At 68.2% G+C, this 18026-nt stretch carries 17 protein-coding genes; 10 read left to right on the top strand and 7 right to left on the bottom strand.

Annotation, left to right across the window (positions count from 1 at the left end; genetic code table 11):
- Positions 1 to 274 precede the first annotated feature (274 nt).
- The 4 genes from NM1_RS18870 to NM1_RS18855 are packed head-to-tail and all read left to right on the top strand — an operon-like array spanning position 275 to position 4461.
- Complete coding sequence (locus tag NM1_RS18870; protein ID WP_246010829.1) at positions 275 to 3007, top strand: sensor histidine kinase; 2733 nt, start codon at positions 275 to 277, stop codon at positions 3005 to 3007.
- Positions 3004 to 3432, top strand: coding sequence for a roadblock/LC7 domain-containing protein (locus NM1_RS18865; RefSeq protein ID WP_246010830.1), 429 nt, complete (start codon positions 3004 to 3006; stop codon positions 3430 to 3432). The genes NM1_RS18870 and NM1_RS18865 overlap by 4 nt, the downstream gene beginning before the upstream one ends.
- Positions 3429 to 3860: a DUF742 domain-containing protein gene (locus NM1_RS18860; RefSeq protein ID WP_068021323.1), complete on the top strand. Its 432-nt coding sequence runs from the start codon at positions 3429 to 3431 to the stop codon at positions 3858 to 3860. The genes NM1_RS18865 and NM1_RS18860 overlap by 4 nt, the downstream gene beginning before the upstream one ends.
- Positions 3841 to 4461 carry a GTP-binding protein gene (locus NM1_RS18855; protein ID WP_373864055.1) on the top strand — a complete coding sequence of 207 codons (621 nt, stop codon included), beginning with the start codon at positions 3841 to 3843 and terminating at the stop codon, positions 4459 to 4461. The genes NM1_RS18860 and NM1_RS18855 overlap by 20 nt, the downstream gene beginning before the upstream one ends.
- 462 nt (positions 4462 to 4923) lie before the next feature.
- Here the strand turns inward: NM1_RS18855 and NM1_RS18850 are convergent, their stop codons facing one another.
- The gene (locus tag NM1_RS18850; protein ID WP_068021320.1) at positions 4924 to 5244 is read right to left on the bottom strand and encodes a hypothetical protein; all 321 of its coding nucleotides are present in this window, start codon (positions 5242 to 5244) and stop codon (positions 4924 to 4926) included.
- A gap of 454 nt (positions 5245 to 5698) precedes the next feature.
- Between NM1_RS18850 and NM1_RS18845 the strand changes: the two genes are divergently transcribed.
- The gene (locus NM1_RS18845; protein ID WP_068021318.1) at positions 5699 to 6256 is read left to right on the top strand and encodes a DUF4254 domain-containing protein; all 558 of its coding nucleotides are present in this window, start codon (positions 5699 to 5701) and stop codon (positions 6254 to 6256) included.
- A 3-nt stretch (positions 6257 to 6259) separates the two neighbouring features.
- Here NM1_RS18845 and NM1_RS18840 read toward each other — a convergent pair whose 3' ends face one another.
- The 3 genes from NM1_RS18840 to NM1_RS44050 are packed head-to-tail and all read right to left on the bottom strand — an operon-like array spanning position 6260 to position 9034.
- Complete coding sequence (locus NM1_RS18840) at positions 6260 to 6583, bottom strand: hypothetical protein (protein WP_068021316.1); 324 nt, start codon at positions 6581 to 6583, stop codon at positions 6260 to 6262.
- Entirely contained in the window at positions 6584 to 7732 is a 1149-nt protein-coding gene (locus NM1_RS18835; RefSeq protein WP_068021314.1) for a fatty acid desaturase family protein, read from the bottom strand. It lies immediately after the preceding gene.
- Between the two features lie 15 nt (positions 7733 to 7747).
- The gene (locus NM1_RS44050) at positions 7748 to 9034 is read right to left on the bottom strand and encodes a ferredoxin reductase (RefSeq protein ID WP_246010831.1); all 1287 of its coding nucleotides are present in this window, start codon (positions 9032 to 9034) and stop codon (positions 7748 to 7750) included.
- Between the two features lie 311 nt (positions 9035 to 9345).
- Between NM1_RS44050 and NM1_RS18820 the strand changes: the two genes are divergently transcribed.
- Positions 9346 to 9966, top strand: coding sequence for a TetR family transcriptional regulator (locus tag NM1_RS18820; protein ID WP_068021312.1), 621 nt, complete (start codon positions 9346 to 9348; stop codon positions 9964 to 9966).
- Between the two features lie 265 nt (positions 9967 to 10231).
- Here NM1_RS18820 and NM1_RS18815 read toward each other — a convergent pair whose 3' ends face one another.
- Complete coding sequence (locus tag NM1_RS18815; RefSeq protein WP_068021310.1) at positions 10232 to 10987, bottom strand: SDR family NAD(P)-dependent oxidoreductase; 756 nt, start codon at positions 10985 to 10987, stop codon at positions 10232 to 10234.
- Positions 10988 to 11533: 546 nt separating this feature from the next.
- Here NM1_RS18815 and NM1_RS18805 point away from each other — a divergent pair.
- Positions 11534 to 12001, top strand: a complete 468-nt coding sequence (locus NM1_RS18805) for a hypothetical protein (protein ID WP_147288892.1) — start codon at positions 11534 to 11536, stop codon at positions 11999 to 12001.
- 3 nt (positions 12002 to 12004) lie between these two features.
- Here NM1_RS18805 and NM1_RS18800 read toward each other — a convergent pair whose 3' ends face one another.
- Entirely contained in the window at positions 12005 to 12952 is a 948-nt protein-coding gene (locus NM1_RS18800) for an aromatic prenyltransferase (RefSeq protein WP_169814287.1), read from the bottom strand.
- A 285-nt stretch (positions 12953 to 13237) separates the two neighbouring features.
- Positions 13238 to 14389, bottom strand: a complete 1152-nt coding sequence (locus NM1_RS18795) for an epoxide hydrolase family protein (protein ID WP_068021302.1) — start codon at positions 14387 to 14389, stop codon at positions 13238 to 13240.
- Between the two features lie 292 nt (positions 14390 to 14681).
- On the opposite strand from NM1_RS18795, the gene NM1_RS18790 reads away from it, so the two are divergent.
- From NM1_RS18790 to NM1_RS18780, 3 genes are read left to right on the top strand one after another with little or no spacing between them, the layout of a single operon-like run.
- Positions 14682 to 15269, top strand: coding sequence for a PadR family transcriptional regulator (locus NM1_RS18790; protein WP_068021300.1), 588 nt, complete (start codon positions 14682 to 14684; stop codon positions 15267 to 15269).
- Between the two features lie 4 nt (positions 15270 to 15273).
- Positions 15274 to 17343 (top strand): NADPH-dependent 2,4-dienoyl-CoA reductase, encoded by a 2070-nt coding sequence (locus tag NM1_RS18785; protein WP_068021298.1) that lies wholly within the window; start codon positions 15274 to 15276, stop codon positions 17341 to 17343.
- Positions 17343 to 18008, top strand: coding sequence for a VOC family protein (locus NM1_RS18780; protein WP_068021296.1), 666 nt, complete (start codon positions 17343 to 17345; stop codon positions 18006 to 18008). Before NM1_RS18785 ends, NM1_RS18780 begins: the two co-directional genes overlap by 1 nt.
- Positions 18009 to 18026 lie beyond the last annotated feature (18 nt).

The following is an 18026-nucleotide window of genomic DNA, read 5'->3' as shown; positions in this document are numbered from 1 at the left end:
ATGGGACTTTCCACGCTGGACGTGTCAACAGCGGCGCGCCGCGGGGCGTGTCGCATTCGCGCCACCTGGTGCCGTAAGGCGCGATACGTGTTGCGGAACCGTGCCGGGTATGCCAGGTTGCTTCTGATTCTCCGTGGCGTGCACCGGAGTGTCGGCGTCGAGCGGAAAGCGAGGAGTACAGGTGCGATTCCGCCGAACGCGGTTGTTGCCGACAGGTAGCAAAAAGCTCACAGCGGCGGCCCGGTTGCTGCGGCCGCGCACAATTCTCGGGCAGTTGACCCGGGTCCTGGTGGCATCGATCGCGCTGGCGCTGGTGCTGCTCGGGGTGATCGTCGCGCGCGAGGTCGGGTCCTATCGCGACACCGACGCCACCGCCCGCGCGGTCTCGCTGGCGCTGTCGGCGCAGGATCTGATGCACGAACTGCAGCGCGAACGCGGCCTGACCAACGGCCTGCTCGGCGGCGACGCGACGCTGCGGCCGGCCCTCGACAACCAGCGTGCGGCCACCGACGCGGCGCGGCGGTCGCTCGATGCCGCCCTGCTCGCCGACGCGCCCGGCGCGAGCCGCGTCCGTACCGCGCTCGGGCAGCTCACGGCCCTCGGCGGCACGCGGGACGGGGTCGACGCCCGCAACACCGACCGCCCCGGGGCCTTCCAGTTCTATACCGGCGCGATCGGGACACTCGGTCAGGCGCGACCGGGCCTCGACCATGCCCGCGACGAGAGGGTGTGGCGCGGGCTGCAGGCCCTGTACTCGCTCGGCGACGCCAAGGAATTCACCGCGCAGGAGCGCGGATTCCTCAACGGCGTGTTCACGGCGGGCGGATTCGGACCGGGCGAATACTCGCAGTTCCTCAACATCCGCGCGGCCCGGCAGGCCGCGGTGACGGCCTTCGAGCAGAATGCCGACCCGAACCAGCGGGCCGGATTCGACGCGGTGGCACAGTCGGGCGACGCCGTCCGGGCCGCCGAGACCGAAGCCGTGGCACTCGCCGCCGACCACGGCCCGCTGCCGCGGCCGGTCGCCGCCGCCGACTGGTGGACGCAGATGACCTCGGTCATCGACGCCCAGCGCGGCGTGCAGAGCACCGTCGGCACGGCCATCGAGCGCCGGGCCGATCAGCTCCGCACGGACGCCGCGATCAAGCTCGGCGTGTACACCGGCGCGGCCGTCCTGGCCCTGCTCGCGCTGGTCGTGCTGGTGGTCGCCAGTGCGCGCGCCATCGTGCGCCCGCTGGCCGCGCTGTCGACCGAGGCCGACGACGTGGCCTCGCGACGGCTACCCGGGCTGATCGACGCCTGGCACACGACCTCGGGCGCCGAGCCCGATCCCCCGCGTCCGGTGCGCACGCCCGCCGGCGCCAGCACCGAAATCGTGTCGGTGGCCGAGGCATTCGACCGCGTGCAGGCCACCGCCTACGAGCTCGCCTCGCAACAGGCGCTGCTGCAACGCAATACGACCGAGTCGCTGGCGAATCTGGGGCGGCGCAACCAGAATCTCGTGCGGCGGCAGCTGGCTCTGATCAGCGAGTTCGAGAAGGAAGAACTCGACCCGAAGATGCTGGCCAACATGTTCGAGCTCGACCACCTGGCCACGCGCATGCGCCGCAACGCCGAAAGCCTGCTGGTGCTCGTCGGCGAGGCCAGCCCGCGGCGGTGGGCCGAGCCGATTCCGCTGACCGATGTCGTGCGCGCCGCGCTGTCGGAGGTCGACGACTACCGGCGAGTGGCGCTGCGGCGCGTCGACGACATTCCGGTCACCGGCGCGGTGGTCAGCGAACTGGCGCACATGCTCGCGGAACTCATCGAGAACGGGCTGGCGTTCTCGCCACCGGATCTCGAGGTCGAGATCTACGGCCGCCGCCTCGGCCAGCAGTACCTGCTGGCGGTCGTCGACCACGGCGTGGGGATGTCGGCCGAGCAGCTGGCCGACGCCAATGCCCGGCTGCGCGGCGAGGCCGATTTCCTGGTGGCGCCGACCCGATTCCTCGGCCACTACGTCGTCGGCCGGCTGGCTCGCCGACTCGGCATCGAGGTGGAGCTCATGGTGTCCCCGGTCAGTGGCGTGGTGGCGCGGCTACTGCTGCCGGGCGGACTGCTGGCCGACCCGAACGCGCCGCGGCAGGAGCCGAAACAGGAGGTGGAGCACGCCGTGCGGGACGCGCACGAATCGAACGGACACGAACCCGACCGGCCGGTGCCGGGCGGACCGGTGGTCGACCAGGTGGCGGCGCCGCGCCCCACGCTGGGCGCGCCCGAACCCGCGGACCGAAGGCCCACCGCCCACGGTGCGGCGACGCCCGCCGATGCGAACGGCATCGGCGCTGCACCCGCCGACGGCGCCTCGTCCGTCGTCGATGCGAACGGCCGCGCGATCGCCCGCGGCAGCGGCGCCGACGGACCGTCCACCTCCACCGGTTCCGTGCTGCCCTCGGTACTTCCGGCCAATGGCGAGAGCCGCGGACGGGCCTCCGGCGGTGCCGCGCAGGATCGCCCCGGCGTCCCGCCCGGACGCGAACGCCTCGGCAGGCACCGCCTGGCCGCGGACCGCGCCCAGCACTCCTCCGAGCCGCATCCCGACCCATTCCCGACCCTGCCGCCCGGGCCGATGAAGGACTCGCTGTATGCCGCGCAGCGGAACCGGCCCGGTGGCGGTTCGTCACCCGCCGCGGGGAGCGGCCCCGACGAATCCCGGCGTGCGGCACCGAATTCCGGCTCGTCACAGTCCGATTCGAACGCCACGCACACGAGACCTCACAGCGCCGAGGACACGGCCGTAGCAGAGGTTCAACGCACACGAAACGGTCTCGTCAAGCGCGCCAGGAAGACTCGCGATGCCGGAGCCCGCCCGGGACCCGCGCCCCGGCCGCCGACGGCACCCGCCGCCGACCGCTCACCCGACCAGGTCCGGAGCATGCTGTCGGGCTTCCGCGCCGGACACCAACGCGGCGAATCCGATGGGCAGCAACGGATTCCGGCATCGACCACACAGGAGGAACCCAGGTGACCACCCACCTGCCGGACACCGGCCCGCACACCTTCAACTGGATGCTCACCGACTTCGTCCGCACCACCGACGGCGTGCGTGACGCCGTCGCGGTGTCCTCGGACGGGCTGCTGATGGCGATGTCGGACGGCCTGGACCGCACCGACGCGGATCGGCTGGCCGCCATGGTGTCCGGCCTGGTCAGCCTGTCGCGCAGCGCGTCGCGCAGCTACGACTTCGAGGGCCTGAAGCTCATCATGATCGAGATGCGCCGCGGATTCCTGCTGGTGTCGGCGATCGCCGACGGCAGCAGTATCGGCGTTATCGCAGGCAGCGATTCCGACGTGGGCCTGGTCGGCTATCAGATGGCGGTGCTCGCCGACCGGGCCGGTGCGCTGCTCACTCCGGCGCTGATCACCGAACTGAGAGAATCGCTGCGCAGATGACCGAGCCGCCCCGGCTGCCCGACCGCCGGATGATCCCGCTGAACCAGCCGGCGCCCTGGTCGGATCCCCTCGGCGCGGCGCGGCAACCCGACGCGGACGGCGCCGCCGACGAGCCCGTGGTGCGCCCGTTCCTGATGACCGGCGGCCGCACCACGCCGCTGATCGACGGGCTGCGCATCGAAACGCTCGTGCACGCCACCCCGGCCGCACTGTCGGCGCCGCTGCGATTCGAGCAGCAGACCGTGGTGCGGCTGTGCCAACATCCGCATTCGGTCGCGGAAATCGCCGCCGCGCTGCGCGTTCCGGTCGGAGTGGCCCGGGTCGTGGTCAGCGATCTGGTCGCCGCCGGGCACGCGTCGGTGCACACGGCCGATGAACTGTCCACCGCCGCCATCGAGAGGATCAGGGATCTTGTTCGGGCACTCTGACGGCTTACCGTCCCCTGAAAGTACCGCCGCGCCGGAGCCGTCGCCGTCCTCGGTCAAGATCGTGGTCAGTGGTGGGTTCGGGGTCGGCAAGACCACCTTCATCAGCGCGATCTCGGAGATCGAACCGCTGTCCACCGAGGCCGCGATGACCGAGGTGTCGGTAGGTATCGACGATCCCGGCCGCCGCGAGGACAAGACCACCACCACCGTGGCCATGGACTTCGGCCGCATCACGCTGGACCGGACGCTGGTGCTGTATCTGTTCGGCACCCCGGGCCAGGAGCGGTTCGAATTCCTCTGGGACGACCTGCTCGACGGCGCCCTGGGCGGGGTGATCCTGGTCGACACCGCCCGCGTCGAGGACTGCTATCCGGTGCTGGACTATTTCGAGCAGCGGAACACGGCATTCGTGGTGGCGGTCAACCGCTTCGAGGACGGCCCGCGCTTCGAACTGGACGAGGTGCGCGAGGCGCTGGACATCGACGAATCGATCCACCTGGTCGAATGCGATGCCCGCGACCGCGAGTCGGTCAAGCAGGTCCTGGTGGACCTGCTGGAACAGGTACTGCTGCACCGACTTTCGCACCCGGTGGCCAGCTGATATCGCCCAGCGCCAGCTCACACTGCTGTCATCCCGGCATGCTCACCGTCGTCATCCCGGCATGCTTTTCGCCGGGACACGACACCGCCCCGGCGCAATACATACCGGGGCGGTGCGAGGAGAGTATGGTCGACGGGGCTCAGCCGCCGAAGGAGCCTGTCCACAGAGTGTTCAGGATGCCGTGGAAGGCAGCGCTTCCGGTGTTGAGCAGACCGCCGAGCGCAGCGCTACCAGTATCGATGATGACCGGGATCATGGTCGAACCTCTCTGTAGGGAACAGGTGTGGCGCCGAAGCTCCTTGTCGGACCTCCGACCGGAACCCACGATTCCCAGGTCTGCTTAAAGATCACTGGCCTGTAGCTGAGACTGCGCTGAGAGCGCCTGTGTCAAACGTCATGCTAACGAGAACGCTTGCGGCAGCGATGGCTTCATGCCCCACGATGGGCCGTCACCTGCGAAATTCAGCCGGGTATGCTGCCCTGCGACGAATACAGGCTTACCCCGCCCTCGTCGTCGAGAAACGCGTTCACCAGCATCGTGCGATTAGCCAGCAACTCGTCGGGCTCCGGAGCGGCGGTGGTTATGGAGATCTGCGGAATGGCGGCCCAGTTCACCACATAGCGCTCCGGCGGCCCCGCGGCACCGGTGACGTGCGCCAGCCGGAATACCGAGACGGTCCGGCGTTCCATCAGGTTTCGCACCACCTCGGCGATTCGCTCGGGGTCTTCCAGGGCGAACAGGAAGCCGAAGGTCAGCTCCGGGGACGACACATAGGCGGACACGAAATACCAGGCTATCGGACGGCGGGCGCGCGCGGGCGTCCGCATCGCCGCGATAGCTCCCGGGTCGCGGTGGCACAGGAGAGACATCCTGGGCGCCACCGCGTTTCGGGCCCGCGGCGCCCGGGTATCTGTACACCGACCATGCCGTGTCGATCACCGATCTTCGCGATCATGTGACCGCCTTGTAATGATGTATAACGATTGTCCGGCAGCTTCGATGTTTGGGCATCAGCCGGTTGCGCGGGTTCTTCCGACGCGCTTTCCTGAATATGTCCCGCCTTTCCCGGACAGTCTTCTATCGCATCGTCGCGGATTTCCCGGTTTCTTCACCGTGAGCGTTTGTGGTGGGCTGTGATGTCCGGGCTGCGGGGCTGCGCCGGAGCCGAGGGGAGCCCCTCCCCGATACCCCCTCGGCCCTGGCGTATCCAGTCGAGCGCACGAGGGTGGAGGGATCATGGCGTCCGAATACGCCGGTGGCCGTAACGGATTCGGTGAATTGCCGTCCCCGGCGGAACTACTCCGAGCCTTCCGCGCCGACCCCGCCGGGCGCGATCACGCCGTGCTCGAGGCCGCGCACGCGCTGGTCCAGTGCCACGAGCGGCGCCGGTACGCCCAGCAGGCCGCGCACGCGCCCGACGCCTCCAGCAGCCGGGTCGCCGCGTGCAGTCAGATCGTCGACGATATCGACGTCACCCGGGCGCGGCTCGTGGTCCGCATCAACACCTGGGTCACCGACAATATCCGGCATCGGACCGGGGCCTCGCTGCACACCGAGACCCTCGGCGACGTCATCGATCGGATGGCGGCGAAATGGGTGGCCGCCCAGCACGCCCTCGGCCTGCCCACCCCCACCGCGCGGATCGACACCCGATCCCGCATGAGCGTGCTGTCCCACCAGGGCGTGGACAGCGAGGCCCACCTGCAGTGGGTGCGCCTCGCCGAACTGGCCGACGGCTACCAGGACCTGATCACCGACGTCGCCGAACACCGCCGCCGCCTACCGGTCTTCTGACTTTTACTTCTCGTCGGGGTCGACGATCTCCACATCGGCGTCGATGTACGGCTGCTCGGCGGAGGCGTGCGGGGCCTGGCGTGGCTCGTCGATCAGCACGTCGGGCTCGTCGCGACCGGCGTTCACATCCGCGGCGGCCTCCGAGTCGCGCTGGGCCGCGGCGGCCGCCTCACGCATCTCGATGGCGTCGGTGACCCATTCCCCGATCTCGCGCGTCACGTCCGCGACCGTGCCGGTGATAATCGTTGCGATATTGCCGACATGCCGTGCCCCGGACGACGTCAGTTCCTGGATCAGATCCTTGTTGCTTTCGAATTTTCCGATCATTCACACGCCCGCTTCGCTCGGCTGTCGCTCCCGCATCACGATAACACCGGGCTGTTCACTCTTCCCCGCAAGCGCGGGTGGCAATGCGTACCGGAACAGTTTCAGCCACACCTGCCCGACCTGCTTACTCAGCGGGCCGGTGGTGTAGGGCAGGCCGTATTTCTCGCACAGCTCGCGAACCTCGGGCGCGATCTCCGGATACCGGTTGGCGGGCAGATCCGGGAACAGGTGGTGCTCGATCTGGTGCGACAGATTACCGGACATGATGTGGAACAGCTTGCCGCCGGAGATGTTGGCGGAGCCGAGCATCTGGCGCACGTACCACTCGCCCCGGGTCTCGTCCGCGGTCTCCTCCTCGGTGAACGTCTGTACGCCGGACGGGAAGTGGCCGCAGAAGATGATCGAGTAGGCCCACACGTTGCGGACCAGGTTGGCGGTGGCGTTCCCGGCCAGCGTGGACAGGAACAGCGGCCCGCTCAGCAGCGGGAACACCACGTAGTCCTTGAGCACCTGTTTACCGGCCTTGCGCAGCTGCCCCTTGGCCAACTTCTTGATGTCGGACCACTTGCGCTTGCCCTTGACGATGTTGTCGGCCTCGAGGTCGTGCAGCATCACGCCCCACTCGAACAGCAGCATCAGCAGGAACGCGTACGCCGGGTTGCCCAGGTAGTACGGATTCCACTTCTGCCCCTCGTCGATGCGGAGCACGCCGTAGCCGATGTCGCGGTCGCGGCCGTGGATATTGGTGAAGGTGTGGTGCATGTAGTTGTGCGAGTGCTTCCACTGGTCGGCCGGGCAGACCGTATCCCATTCGAACACACGGGAATTCAGCCCCGGCTCACGCATCCAGTCCCACTGGCCGTGCATGACGTTGTGGCCGATCTCCATATTGTCGAGGATCTTGGAGACGCTCAGCGCCGCCACCCCGGCCAGCCAGAACGGGGGCAGGAAGCCCAGGTACATCAGGCCGCGCCCGGCGATCTCGAAACCGCGCTGCGCCTTGATGATCGAGTAGATGTATTCGCGGTCGCGCTCACCCAGGTCGGCGGTGATGCGCTCGCGCAGCTCGTCGAGCTGGCGGCCGATCTCCTCGACCTCCTTCGGGCTGAGGACCAGCGGGCCGTCCTTGGTTTCGGTGAGGATCGTCATTTCCGTTCTCCCCTTTCAGATTTCGATGTCGACGTCGCCGACGGCGGCGTTGATGCAGAGCTGGATGGGCTGGTCGTCGTCGGCATCCAGCTCACCGGTGCGCAGGTTGCGGGTGCAGCCGGACCGCCGGACCGCGGTGCAGGAGAAGCAGATCCCCATCCGGCAGCCGTACTCCGGTGTGAGACCGGCGGATTCGGCCTGATCGAGCAGGCTGGCGCCTTCGTTGGCGGACTGCACGCCGCTCGCCGAGAAGGTGGTGGAGCCGGTGACGTCCGCCGCATCCACGGGGACGGTCGACAACGTGAATTCCTCGGTATGCAGCCGATCATCGAGCCCCTCGGCCTCATAGACCCGACGCACCGCATCCATCAGCGGACCGGGTCCGCAGACGAACGTCTCCCCGGCGGCGAACCAGGGCGCGATGTGCTCCAGGGTGTCGTAATCGAAATGGCCGACCGGGCGTGCGGGCGCCGCACACGACCACAGGGCGTCAGCCCCACCCGCAGCACGGGACGCGCCATCCGGGTCCGCAGCACCGGACGCGCCCTCCGCACCCCCAGCGCCGGACGCGGCACTCAGTCCGGCGACACCGGGCGCACTGGTCCCCGCCCTTCCGGCACGCCCTCCGGTCATTCCGGCATGCTCTTCGCCGGAATCTCCCCCCGGCAAACCGAGCCGCTCCCCCACACTCAGACTCGGATACCGCAGCTCGATGTGGAAGTTGTTGTGCCGCTGGGCGATATCGTCCAGCTCCGCCCGGTGCGGTACGGCCTCGGGCGACTTGGCGTAGTGCAGGAACACCAGGGTTCCCCGGTAGTCCTGGTCGGCGAGGGTGCGCAGCATCGACAGCACCGGCGTGATGCCGCTGCCGCCGCTGATCAGCAGCATGCGCTCCGGGACGGACTCGGGCAGCGCGAACGTGCCCGCCGCGGGCGCCAGGTCGACCACTATGCCCGGCGCCGCGTGCCGATGCAGATACCGCGATACCAGCCCGTGCGGATGCGCCTTGATCGTCAGCTGCAGGTGCCGGTCCCGGCGCCCCTGCGGATCGACCGGCGAATAGCAGCGAGTGTGCTTGACGCCGTCGATCACCACGCCGATCTGCACGTACTGTCCGGCGCGATGACCGGACCACTGCCGGGTCGGGCGCAGCGTCAGGGTCACCGAGTCCGACGCCGAGCGCCGCACATGGGTGATCTCGGCGCGCATATCGCGCACGGTCAGCGTCGGCCGCACCAGTTCCAGATAGCGATCGAGCGGGTGCGGCGAGGTCAGCGTCTGCACCAGGTCGATGAGTCCCACTGTCGGTTCTCCAAACCTGCTAGTCGGGCCGTGCGTGTCACCGCGGTCCGTGGCCCGTTCCGTGCGTCGTCACAAGCGCCGGAACAAGGGCCACGTTTTCGGTGCACATCTGTACACTGAGATAGTGTGCCCGCTGGTGCCATATAAGTTCAACCAGCAGATGCTGTGACCGAGGCAACATCCTTAGGAGAAGACGAATCGTGAACGGATGTATGCTCAGCGATGAGCGTGAGCGAGCGCAGCGAGTGAGCAATGGATACAGCGAGCCACTGCTCGGTCATGGCGGAACCGAGCGCCAGCGAGGAGGAGCCATGAGTGAGCAGGCGGAGTCGCGTGTCGAGCGCAAGGAGCGCACCCGGCAGGCTCTACTGGAGGGCACTCTGACGCTGGCCGCCGACCGCGGGTTCGCCGCGCTGTCCCTGCGTGAGATCGCCCGCTCGGCCGGCATCGTGCCGACGGCGTTCTACCGCCATTTCACCTCGCTGGACGAGCTGGGCACCTCCCTCGTCGACGAGGGCGTGCGCCAATTGCGTTTGGCCCTGCGGGAAATGCGCCGCACCCCGGATTCCCGGCTGGCCGAGACCGTCCGCTTCGTCTTCGGCCAGGTCGCCGGGCGGGAGGAGCTGTACGGATTCCTGATCCGCGAGCGGCACGGCGGCTCGGCCGCGCTGCGCGGCGCCATCGTCGTCGAAATGCAGCTGATCACCCGGGAACTGGTGGTGGACCTCTCTCGGGTAAGGGCCCTGGACACCTGGTCGCCAGACGACCTGGAACTGGCCGCGGACCTGATCGTCTCCACGGTCGCCGACCGCATCGCCGACTACGTGGCCGCCCCCCACCGCGACCGCCCCGACATCGTCGACCGAACCGTCCGCCAGGTCCGCCTAATAGCCCTCGGCATGGGCACCTGGCGCTCCACCCCCACCCGCTGAGCACCCGGCCTCGCCCAGTTCCCCCGCCCCGCCCCACATTCCCGCCACGCCGCAAAACCAACACGCCCCCACACTCCCGGCCCACCCCACACTCCCGGCGCTCACCCCACATCTCCGGCACGCCCACCCCACATCCCCAGCATGCTCACCCCGTATCCGGGCACGCTCACCTCACATCACCGGCAAGCTCACCCCGTATTCCCGGCACGCTCACCCCACATCCCGGCACGCCCACCCCGCATTCCCGGCATGCTTTTGGCCGGGATCAGCGCGCCTCGGGATCCAGGGCGAGCACACTCCGCCCACCGTCCACCGGAATGCTCGCGCCGTTAATGAAGCTCGACTCGTCGGACAGCAGGAACTCCACCGCGGCCGCCACCTCGTCACTGGTCGCGACCCGGCCGAGCGGGTGCAGGGCCGCCATGTCGCGCTCCACCGAGGCCGCCGCGGCGGGCGCCAATCCGGCCAGGTATTCCGAATAGCGTTCGGTGGCAACGGAACCGGGCGCGACCGCATTCACCCGGATACCGCGCGCGCCGTATTCCACGGCCAGCGCCCGCGTAAGGCCCTCGATGGCGGCCTTGGAGGTGCTGTAGGGCAGCGCGCCCGGCACCGCCCGCCGAGCCTGGTGCGAACTGATGTTGACGATGGACCCACCGGTGCGGGCGGCGAGGAAATGCCGCACGGCCACGGCGGATCCGGCCAGCGCCGGACGCAGATTCGCCTCGATCAGCTCGAGCACCTGCACCGCCGAGGCCGAATCGACCGACGCGTCACGAAACACCGCCGCATTGTTCACCCACCCCGACAGCGTCCCGGCCCGCTGCGCCACCGAGGCGGCGTGCTCGGCCACCTCCTCGGCGCCCGCATCCCCGGCCACCACCTCGACCCGCTCCTCCGCCCAGGCCATCGCCTCGGCATCCCGCTCGACCACCACGACATGCCCGCGCTCCAGCAACCGCGCCACAACGGCCCGCCCGATCCCCCGATCGCCTCCGGTAACCACAAACGATTGCGCCATCAACCCATGGTAGCCAACGCTTTTGGCATCACAGGCAATAACGCCGCAATCCCCCCGGCGGACACAGCCACGCGGGCCAGGTTCTGGACGACGGGGCCCAGCAAATCCTGGTGCCCGATGGGCATGCGTCGACCCGACCACCGACCGGACATGGCCCTCACCCTCAGGCGCTGGCCCTCGCATGGCATCGCTCGAAGTGTTCCCGCCAGGGCATGTCCCCTTCCTCCGGGTCATCGCGAGCAGGTCGTGCAGCTGGCCCTATGCAGAATCGTCTGCGGGAGTAGAGATCTGCACCCATGCGCCGGTGGCGCCGATCGACCTTCTCGCCTGTGGGGAGGGGGTGAAACCTCCCACGAGAGTTGCTGGTCCGGGCGAATAGCTCGGTGTGGCCCGTGTGTGATCGTAATTCGTTTCAGGACAACATCAATGGGCGATCGATGTAATCACCTGGGCGTCGGTCGAACGGATGAGATCGGAGGCGCACGGGTGCGAAAGTTGTTCCGCTATCTCACATATCGCGGATTCGGACTGGTAGCATCCGCGCCCGTGATTCCACGATATGCACGTCGCACTTTGTTGTCCTGCGCACCCGTCGTCGGCGCCGTCGTTATGGCGCTTGCGCCTGTCGCCGGCGCGGATCCTGACCAAGGCGCATTGCTGCCACCGGACGTCGAGTTCAGCAAGGCGAACGGAGGGAATGTGAATGCGAAAATCCACAACCCGAACGACCGGGGTGTGTGTTGGGCAGAGAACGCGGATACCGGAGCGCTCTTCGACTACAGTTACACCGCCTTCAACGTCAGGGTGGGCCCGGAACAGTACTTGGCACGTCCGGGTAAAACGAGTTTCGTTGGGCTGCAAGGTTTGAGCAATGGCACCGTGCATGTGGTCGGCCGCTGCGCCGACCAGTATCCGGCAGCCGGCGACGATCCCTCGGCCTCGGCCACGGAGGTGTCCGCCTTCGAGGTCACGGATGGGGGCATCTCATTGCCAGGGACCAATAGCGCCGGCTGAGGTTCAACGCCTTGAAATTCGTTGGGTAATTGCAGGATTCGATGGCGGGCTCCCGTGGGGTGCAAGTTGATCGGGGGTTCGCCCGCCGGGAACGGTAACGTGCGCGGTCGAGGTGTACTCGGCTTGGACCTTGTAGTACCGGTCGTTCGGGCCGTAGGCGGTATAGAAGGTGAGGCCGCGGGGTCCGGTTCCAGCGTAGGGTGCGCCGGAGACGAAGCGGTCCAAAACGGGATCGAGGTGCCTCGGGAAGCTTGTGTCGTCATAGCGGACCGGGAAGCAGATGCGTTGCATCCGTGGGGAAGTCCAGGAGAAGGTGCGGTACAGGTCGAAGGTCTGGCCGAGCAGCGCGAGCTCCTCGTCGGTGGCCGCGACGAAGTCGAGGTCGGCCAGGATCGTGCTGATGTCGGCGGCGGTGAGCTCACCGGGGGCGAACGGCTGCGAGTAGAGGTTCATGGTGCGACTGGTGAAATCCAGCGCCAATATCCCGATTTGGCCGCCGTAACGGCTCAGGTGCGCGGCGTGCGCACGCGCCGCCTCGGGGATGCCCGCGAATCCGAGTATGCGTTCCACGCTGATCAATTCGGGGAACATGAGCCAGATCTTCTCCACTCCGCGAGCGACCCCGACGTCGACACCGAAGGACGCCGGCACGGCCGCGGGAATGTCGGTGAGCAGCTGTTCCATCGGATGCCCGGTGAACTCCAGCAGCCCGGCTTCGCGGAGCGCCGTCACCGGATCGGTGCCCGGGCCGGAGTTCATCAACCGTACGTTCAGTCCCCGCTGCGCGACAGGATGCGTGGTCGTGCGAACGCCGATCACGGAGGTGGTCCACAAATCCTCGAGCGCCGCTAGCACCGGATCCATCACCGCCGGGTCGTATCGGACCTCGGCCAGGCGTGCGAATTCCTGCAGATCCTGTCGGATCCGATCGAGCGTCACGACAACGGACATGTCCAATTCCACCTCGATTGTCTCCATCGAACTGCCACTGACGGTTATGCGTAGCGCAGCTCAGGATAGCCGGGCCGCGCCCGTCGGACATCGGGCTCGATGAATCCGCCGACCGTCCCGGCATAGCACAGAGCTTGATCTGCGCACCGGACATGGTCATTCCGGCGCACGGTATTCGGCATGTGCGCGCATCGAGAAGTGCTGTCAGCCAACCATTTCGGGTGTCCGGCCAACGCGCGGGTCGCGGCAGGACAGTGCGTTCTGGTTCGGGCTTCGCCGGTGGTGTCAGCTGCGGAGTTGCCGGAAGAAGCCGCGGATGTCGTCGACGAACAGGTCGGGGACTTCGAAGGCGGGGAAGTGTCCGCCTTCGGCGTGTTCGCGGAAGAAGGCGACGCTGTCACCGGCCCCGATCGCCTTGCGCACGAGGGGATCGCTGTAGAACAGGGACTGGCCCTGCGGGACCGGGGACGCGCCACCCCAGCCGGTGTTCTCGGCGTGAGCGATCTCCCAGTAGAGGTCGGCGGCCGCGGGCCCGGTGCGGGTGAACCAGTACAGGCTCGCGGTGATCAGGATGTTGTCACGGCTGATCGGGGTCGCGGGGTTGGCCCACTCCACGAATTTCTCCGCGATCCAGGCCAATTGCAGGATCGGGGAATCGGCCAGGCCCGCGGACAGGGCGTTGGGTTCGGTCGAGTGCAATACCCGGTAGCCCTTCATCCGCGCCCAATCACGTTGCGCCGCTTCGACTTGCTTGCGCTCGTCGGCGTCGAGGCCATCCGGGAAGGGCAGGTCTTCGCCGACCATGCCGAGCTGGAGCCGGTCGCCGTGGGTGTGCGCGCCGATCACGCGCTCGGGTAGCAGTGCGGTCACCCGGCCGGTGACACCGGCGCCGATGTCGCCGCCCTCGACCCCGAAACGGTCATAGCCCAGCCGGGTCATCAGCTCCCCGAACGCCAGCGCGGTCCGTTCGAGGTTCCAGCCACGCGCGGACAGCGGGCTCGAGAACGCGAAGCCGGGCAGCGACGGGATCACCAGGTGGAACGCGTCCGCCGGGTCGCCGCCGTGGGCGCGGGGATCGGTGAGCGGCCCGCTGGCGGCGAGGAACTCCACGAACGAGGTCGGGTAGCTGTGGTTGAGCAGCAACGGAGTCGCATCGGGTTCGGGTGAGCGCAGGTGCAGGAAGTGGATGGTCTGCCCGTCGATCTCGGTGACGAAGTGCGGCAGTGTGTTCAGCTCGGCTTCGTGGGCGCGCCAATCGAATCCGTCGGCCCAGTACGCGGCCAGCTCGCGCAGGTAGTCCGGGGCGATGCCGTGGTCCCACTGCGCGCCCGAGCCCGGCACCGCGAACGGTGAGCGGGTACGGGCCAAACGGTCACGCAGATCATCGAGCTCGACCTGCGGGATCTGGATCCGGAAGGGAATGATGTCAGCGTTCATGCAGATCAACCTAGATGCGGGCCAGGTCGGAACCTGTCCTAGTTCGCTCGAACGCGAGCGTGTCACCCACCACATCTGATCACCGCGAACCTATCGAGCCACTGCACGCGGCGCGCGATAGACCCGGAAACTCAGAAGGACACCCCGCGGACCTCCCGGCTTCGCGAGGTGCCCTTCCCGTATCCGAGATGGTGCGAGCACCGAGATTGATGCTACAAGGCGTCTCGAATAATTTCTCGATACTCTATGCACCAAGTTGCATAGTACACCGAGTATCGGTTAATCTCGCCGCATGGCCCTCGAGCACGCGCTGCTGGTATCGCTGACCGAGCGCGCCGGCTCGGGCTATGAGCTGGCGCGCCGCTTCGACAAGTCCATCGGCTTCTTCTGGAGCGCCACCCACCAGCAGATCTACCGCGTGCTCAAGCGCATGGAGGAGCAGGGCTGGGTGACCGGTGAGGCCGTCGCCCAGGAGGGTCGGCCGGACAAGAAGGTCTACAGCGCCAGCGCCGCCGGACGCGCCGAACTGGCCCGCTGGATCGCCGAGCCCAGCGAGGATGTCGGCCCCCTGCGCAGCGAGCTCGGCGTCAAGATCCGCGCCGCCGCGCACGGCGATCTGCCCGCGCTGCTCGCCGAGGTCGTCCGGCATCGTGATCGGCACGCCCAGCGGCTCGACGTGTACCGGCTCATCGAGAAGAAGGATTTCCCCGCCCCGCGCCGCCTCACCGGCACGGCCCTGCATCAATACCTGGTGCTGCGCGGCGGCATCCGGGTGGAGTCGGGCTTCGTCGAATGGTGCGACGAGGTACTCGAGGCGTTGCGCCCACCCTCCCGCCCGGATGCCCCAGCCCGGCATCCGCGTACCGCTACCGAAAGGTGAACCGATGACCGCGAATCCCGATTCTGCGGCCGCACAGTCGAATTCGACACCATACCCGCACATGTTCGAGCCCCTGGATCTCGGCCACACCACGCTGCGCAACCGCGTGGTGATGGGGTCCATGCACACCGGACTCGAGGACCGGGCCTGGGACACCAACCGCCTCGCGGCCTACTTCGCCGAACGTGCCCGCGGCGGAGTCGGTCTCATCATCACCGGCGGCTACGCGCCGAACCGCGAGGGCTGGCTGCTGCCGTTCGGCGCCAAGCTCACCAACAAGACCGAGGCCTACCGGCACCGGGCGATCACGCGGGCCGTGCACCGCGAGGGCGGCAAGATCGCGCTGCAGATCCTGCACGCCGGACGCTATGCCTATGTGCCGTTCAGTGTTTCGGCGTCGTCGATCAAGGCGCCCATCAACCCCTTCCGGCCGCGCAAGATCTCCGGCAAGGGCGTCGAGCGCACCATCGACGACTACGTGCGCTGCGCGGAGCTGGCGAAGTTCGCCGGATACGACGGCGTCGAGGTGATGGGCGGCGAGGGCTACCTGATCAACCAGTTCCTGGCCCCGCGCACCAACAAGCGCAAGGACAGGTGGGGCGGTTCGGCCGCCAACCGCCGCCGATTCCCGCTCGAGATCGTCCGCCGCATGCGCGCCGCGGTGGGCGACGACTTCGTCATCGTGTTCCGGCTGTCCATGGCGGAATTCGTGGAGCACGGCCAGACCGAATCCGAGATCCTGGCGCTGGCACGGGAATTGGAGACCGCGGGCGTCAGCATCATCAACACCGATATCGGCTGGCACGAGGCCCGGGTGCCGACCATCGTGACCTCGGTTCCCCGTGCGGCTTTCGTCGAGTACACCGCGAAAGTCAAGGCGCAGGTGAGCATTCCGGTGTGCGCGTCCAACCGGATCAACATGCCCGAGACCGCCGAGGAGATCCTCACCCGCGGCGACGCCGACCTGATCTCGATGGCCCGCCCGCTGCTGGCCGACCCGGACTGGGTGAACAAGGCGCGCCAGACCCGTGACGACGAGATCAACACCTGCATCGCGTGCAACCAGGCCTGCCTGGACCACGCCTTCGTGCACAAGACGGTGTCGTGCCTGCTCAATCCGCGTGCCGGGCACGAGACCGAGCTGAAGCTGCTGCCGACCCGGCGGATGAAGCGGGTGGCGGTCGTCGGTGCGGGCCCGGCCGGGCTGTCGGCGGCGGTCAACCTGGCCGAGCGCGGCCACAAGGTCGACCTGTTCGAGGCCGACGACAAGATCGGCGGTCAGTTCGATATCGCGCGGCGCATTCCGGGCAAGGAGGAGTTCAACGAGACCCTCCGCTACTTCACCCGCAAGCTGGAGGTCAGCGGGGTGCGGGTGTTCCTGAACCGGCGGGTCACCGCGGCGGAACTGGTGGAGGGCCGCTACGACCACGTGGTGCTGGCCACCGGCGTGCGCCCGCGCATCCCGAACATCCCCGGCATCGACCACCCGAAGGTGCTCACCTACGCCGAGCTGGTGCGCGAGGAGAAGCCGGTCGGCAAGAAGGTGGCGGTGATCGGCGCGGGCGGAATCGGTTACGACGTCAGCGAATTCCTCACCGTCGACGGCCATCCCTCGCTCAAGCTGGACGAGTGGAAGGAGGAGTGGGGCGTGAACAGCGACGACCCCGAGGCTCCCGGCCAGCTCGCCAAGCCGAAGCCCTCCCCCGCGGCGCGGGAAGTCGTACTGCTGCAACGCAAGTCGACGCCGTTCGGCAAGAGCCTGGGCAAGACCACCGGCTGGGTGCACCGCGCCGCGGTGAAGGCCAAGGGCGTGGAGCAGGTCGGCGACGTCAACTACGAGCGCATCGACGATCGCGGGCTGCACATCAGCTTCGGCGAGAAGCGGCTGCGTCCGACCGTCATCGAATGCGACAACGTGATCCTCTGCGCCGGACAGGAATCCGTGCGCGAGCTGGAGGAGCCGCTGCAGGCCGCGGGTGTGGAGTTCCACCTCATCGGCGGCGCGGACCTGGCGGCCGAGCTCGACGCCAAGCGCGCGATCAATCAGGGCACCCGGCTGGCGGCGGCGCTGTAATGCCGATACTCACCCAGCTCGGGCTGCCGGGCGAGGAGAAGCTCTGGGCGGCACTGGGTTTCGACGTCGAGGACCGCAGGCTGCAGATCGGTGACGTGGCCTGCGTGGTCGGCATGCAGCCGAGCTGGGGCTTCGACGAACTGCGCGGCGACGCATCGGCCCTCGGGATCCCCGAACTGGTGAACGAGGGCGCGACCGGCTCCGACGACAGGGTCGATCAGCTGCTCGAGCATCTCTCGGACCCCTCCTCCACAGGCCTGCCGTCCGCCGAAAGCCTGTCCGGTGCAACGCATCCCAACGGCGTCACCTTCGTCGATCACATCGTGTACACGGTGACCGATCTGGACGAGGCGGTCGCCGCGCTGGCCGACACGCTCGGCACCGCGCCCCGCCGCCGCTTCCAGCCCCGCGGCCCGTCCGGCCCGGAAATGGCCTTCTACCGGGTGGGCGAGGCGTTCATCGAGGTCGTCGCCACCGGTCAGGCCCCGGCGCTGATCGGAATCGCCTTCGGCACACCCGACCTCGACGCCACGGTCGCCGCCGTCCGCGCCGCGGGCGGCCCGATCAGCGACCCCAAACCGGCCGTCCAGGGCGGCCGCATCGCCAGCGTCTGGACCGGCCACGTCGGCTGGGGCATCGCGTTCATGGAACCGAAGCCGCGCTGAGCCCGGCGCGATCACGGC

The organism is Nocardia mexicana NBRC 108244, from assembly GCF_001613165.1.
Lineage (GTDB): Bacteria > Actinomycetota > Actinomycetes > Mycobacteriales > Mycobacteriaceae > Nocardia > Nocardia mexicana.
This window is presented reverse-complemented; position numbering and strand designations above follow the sequence as displayed.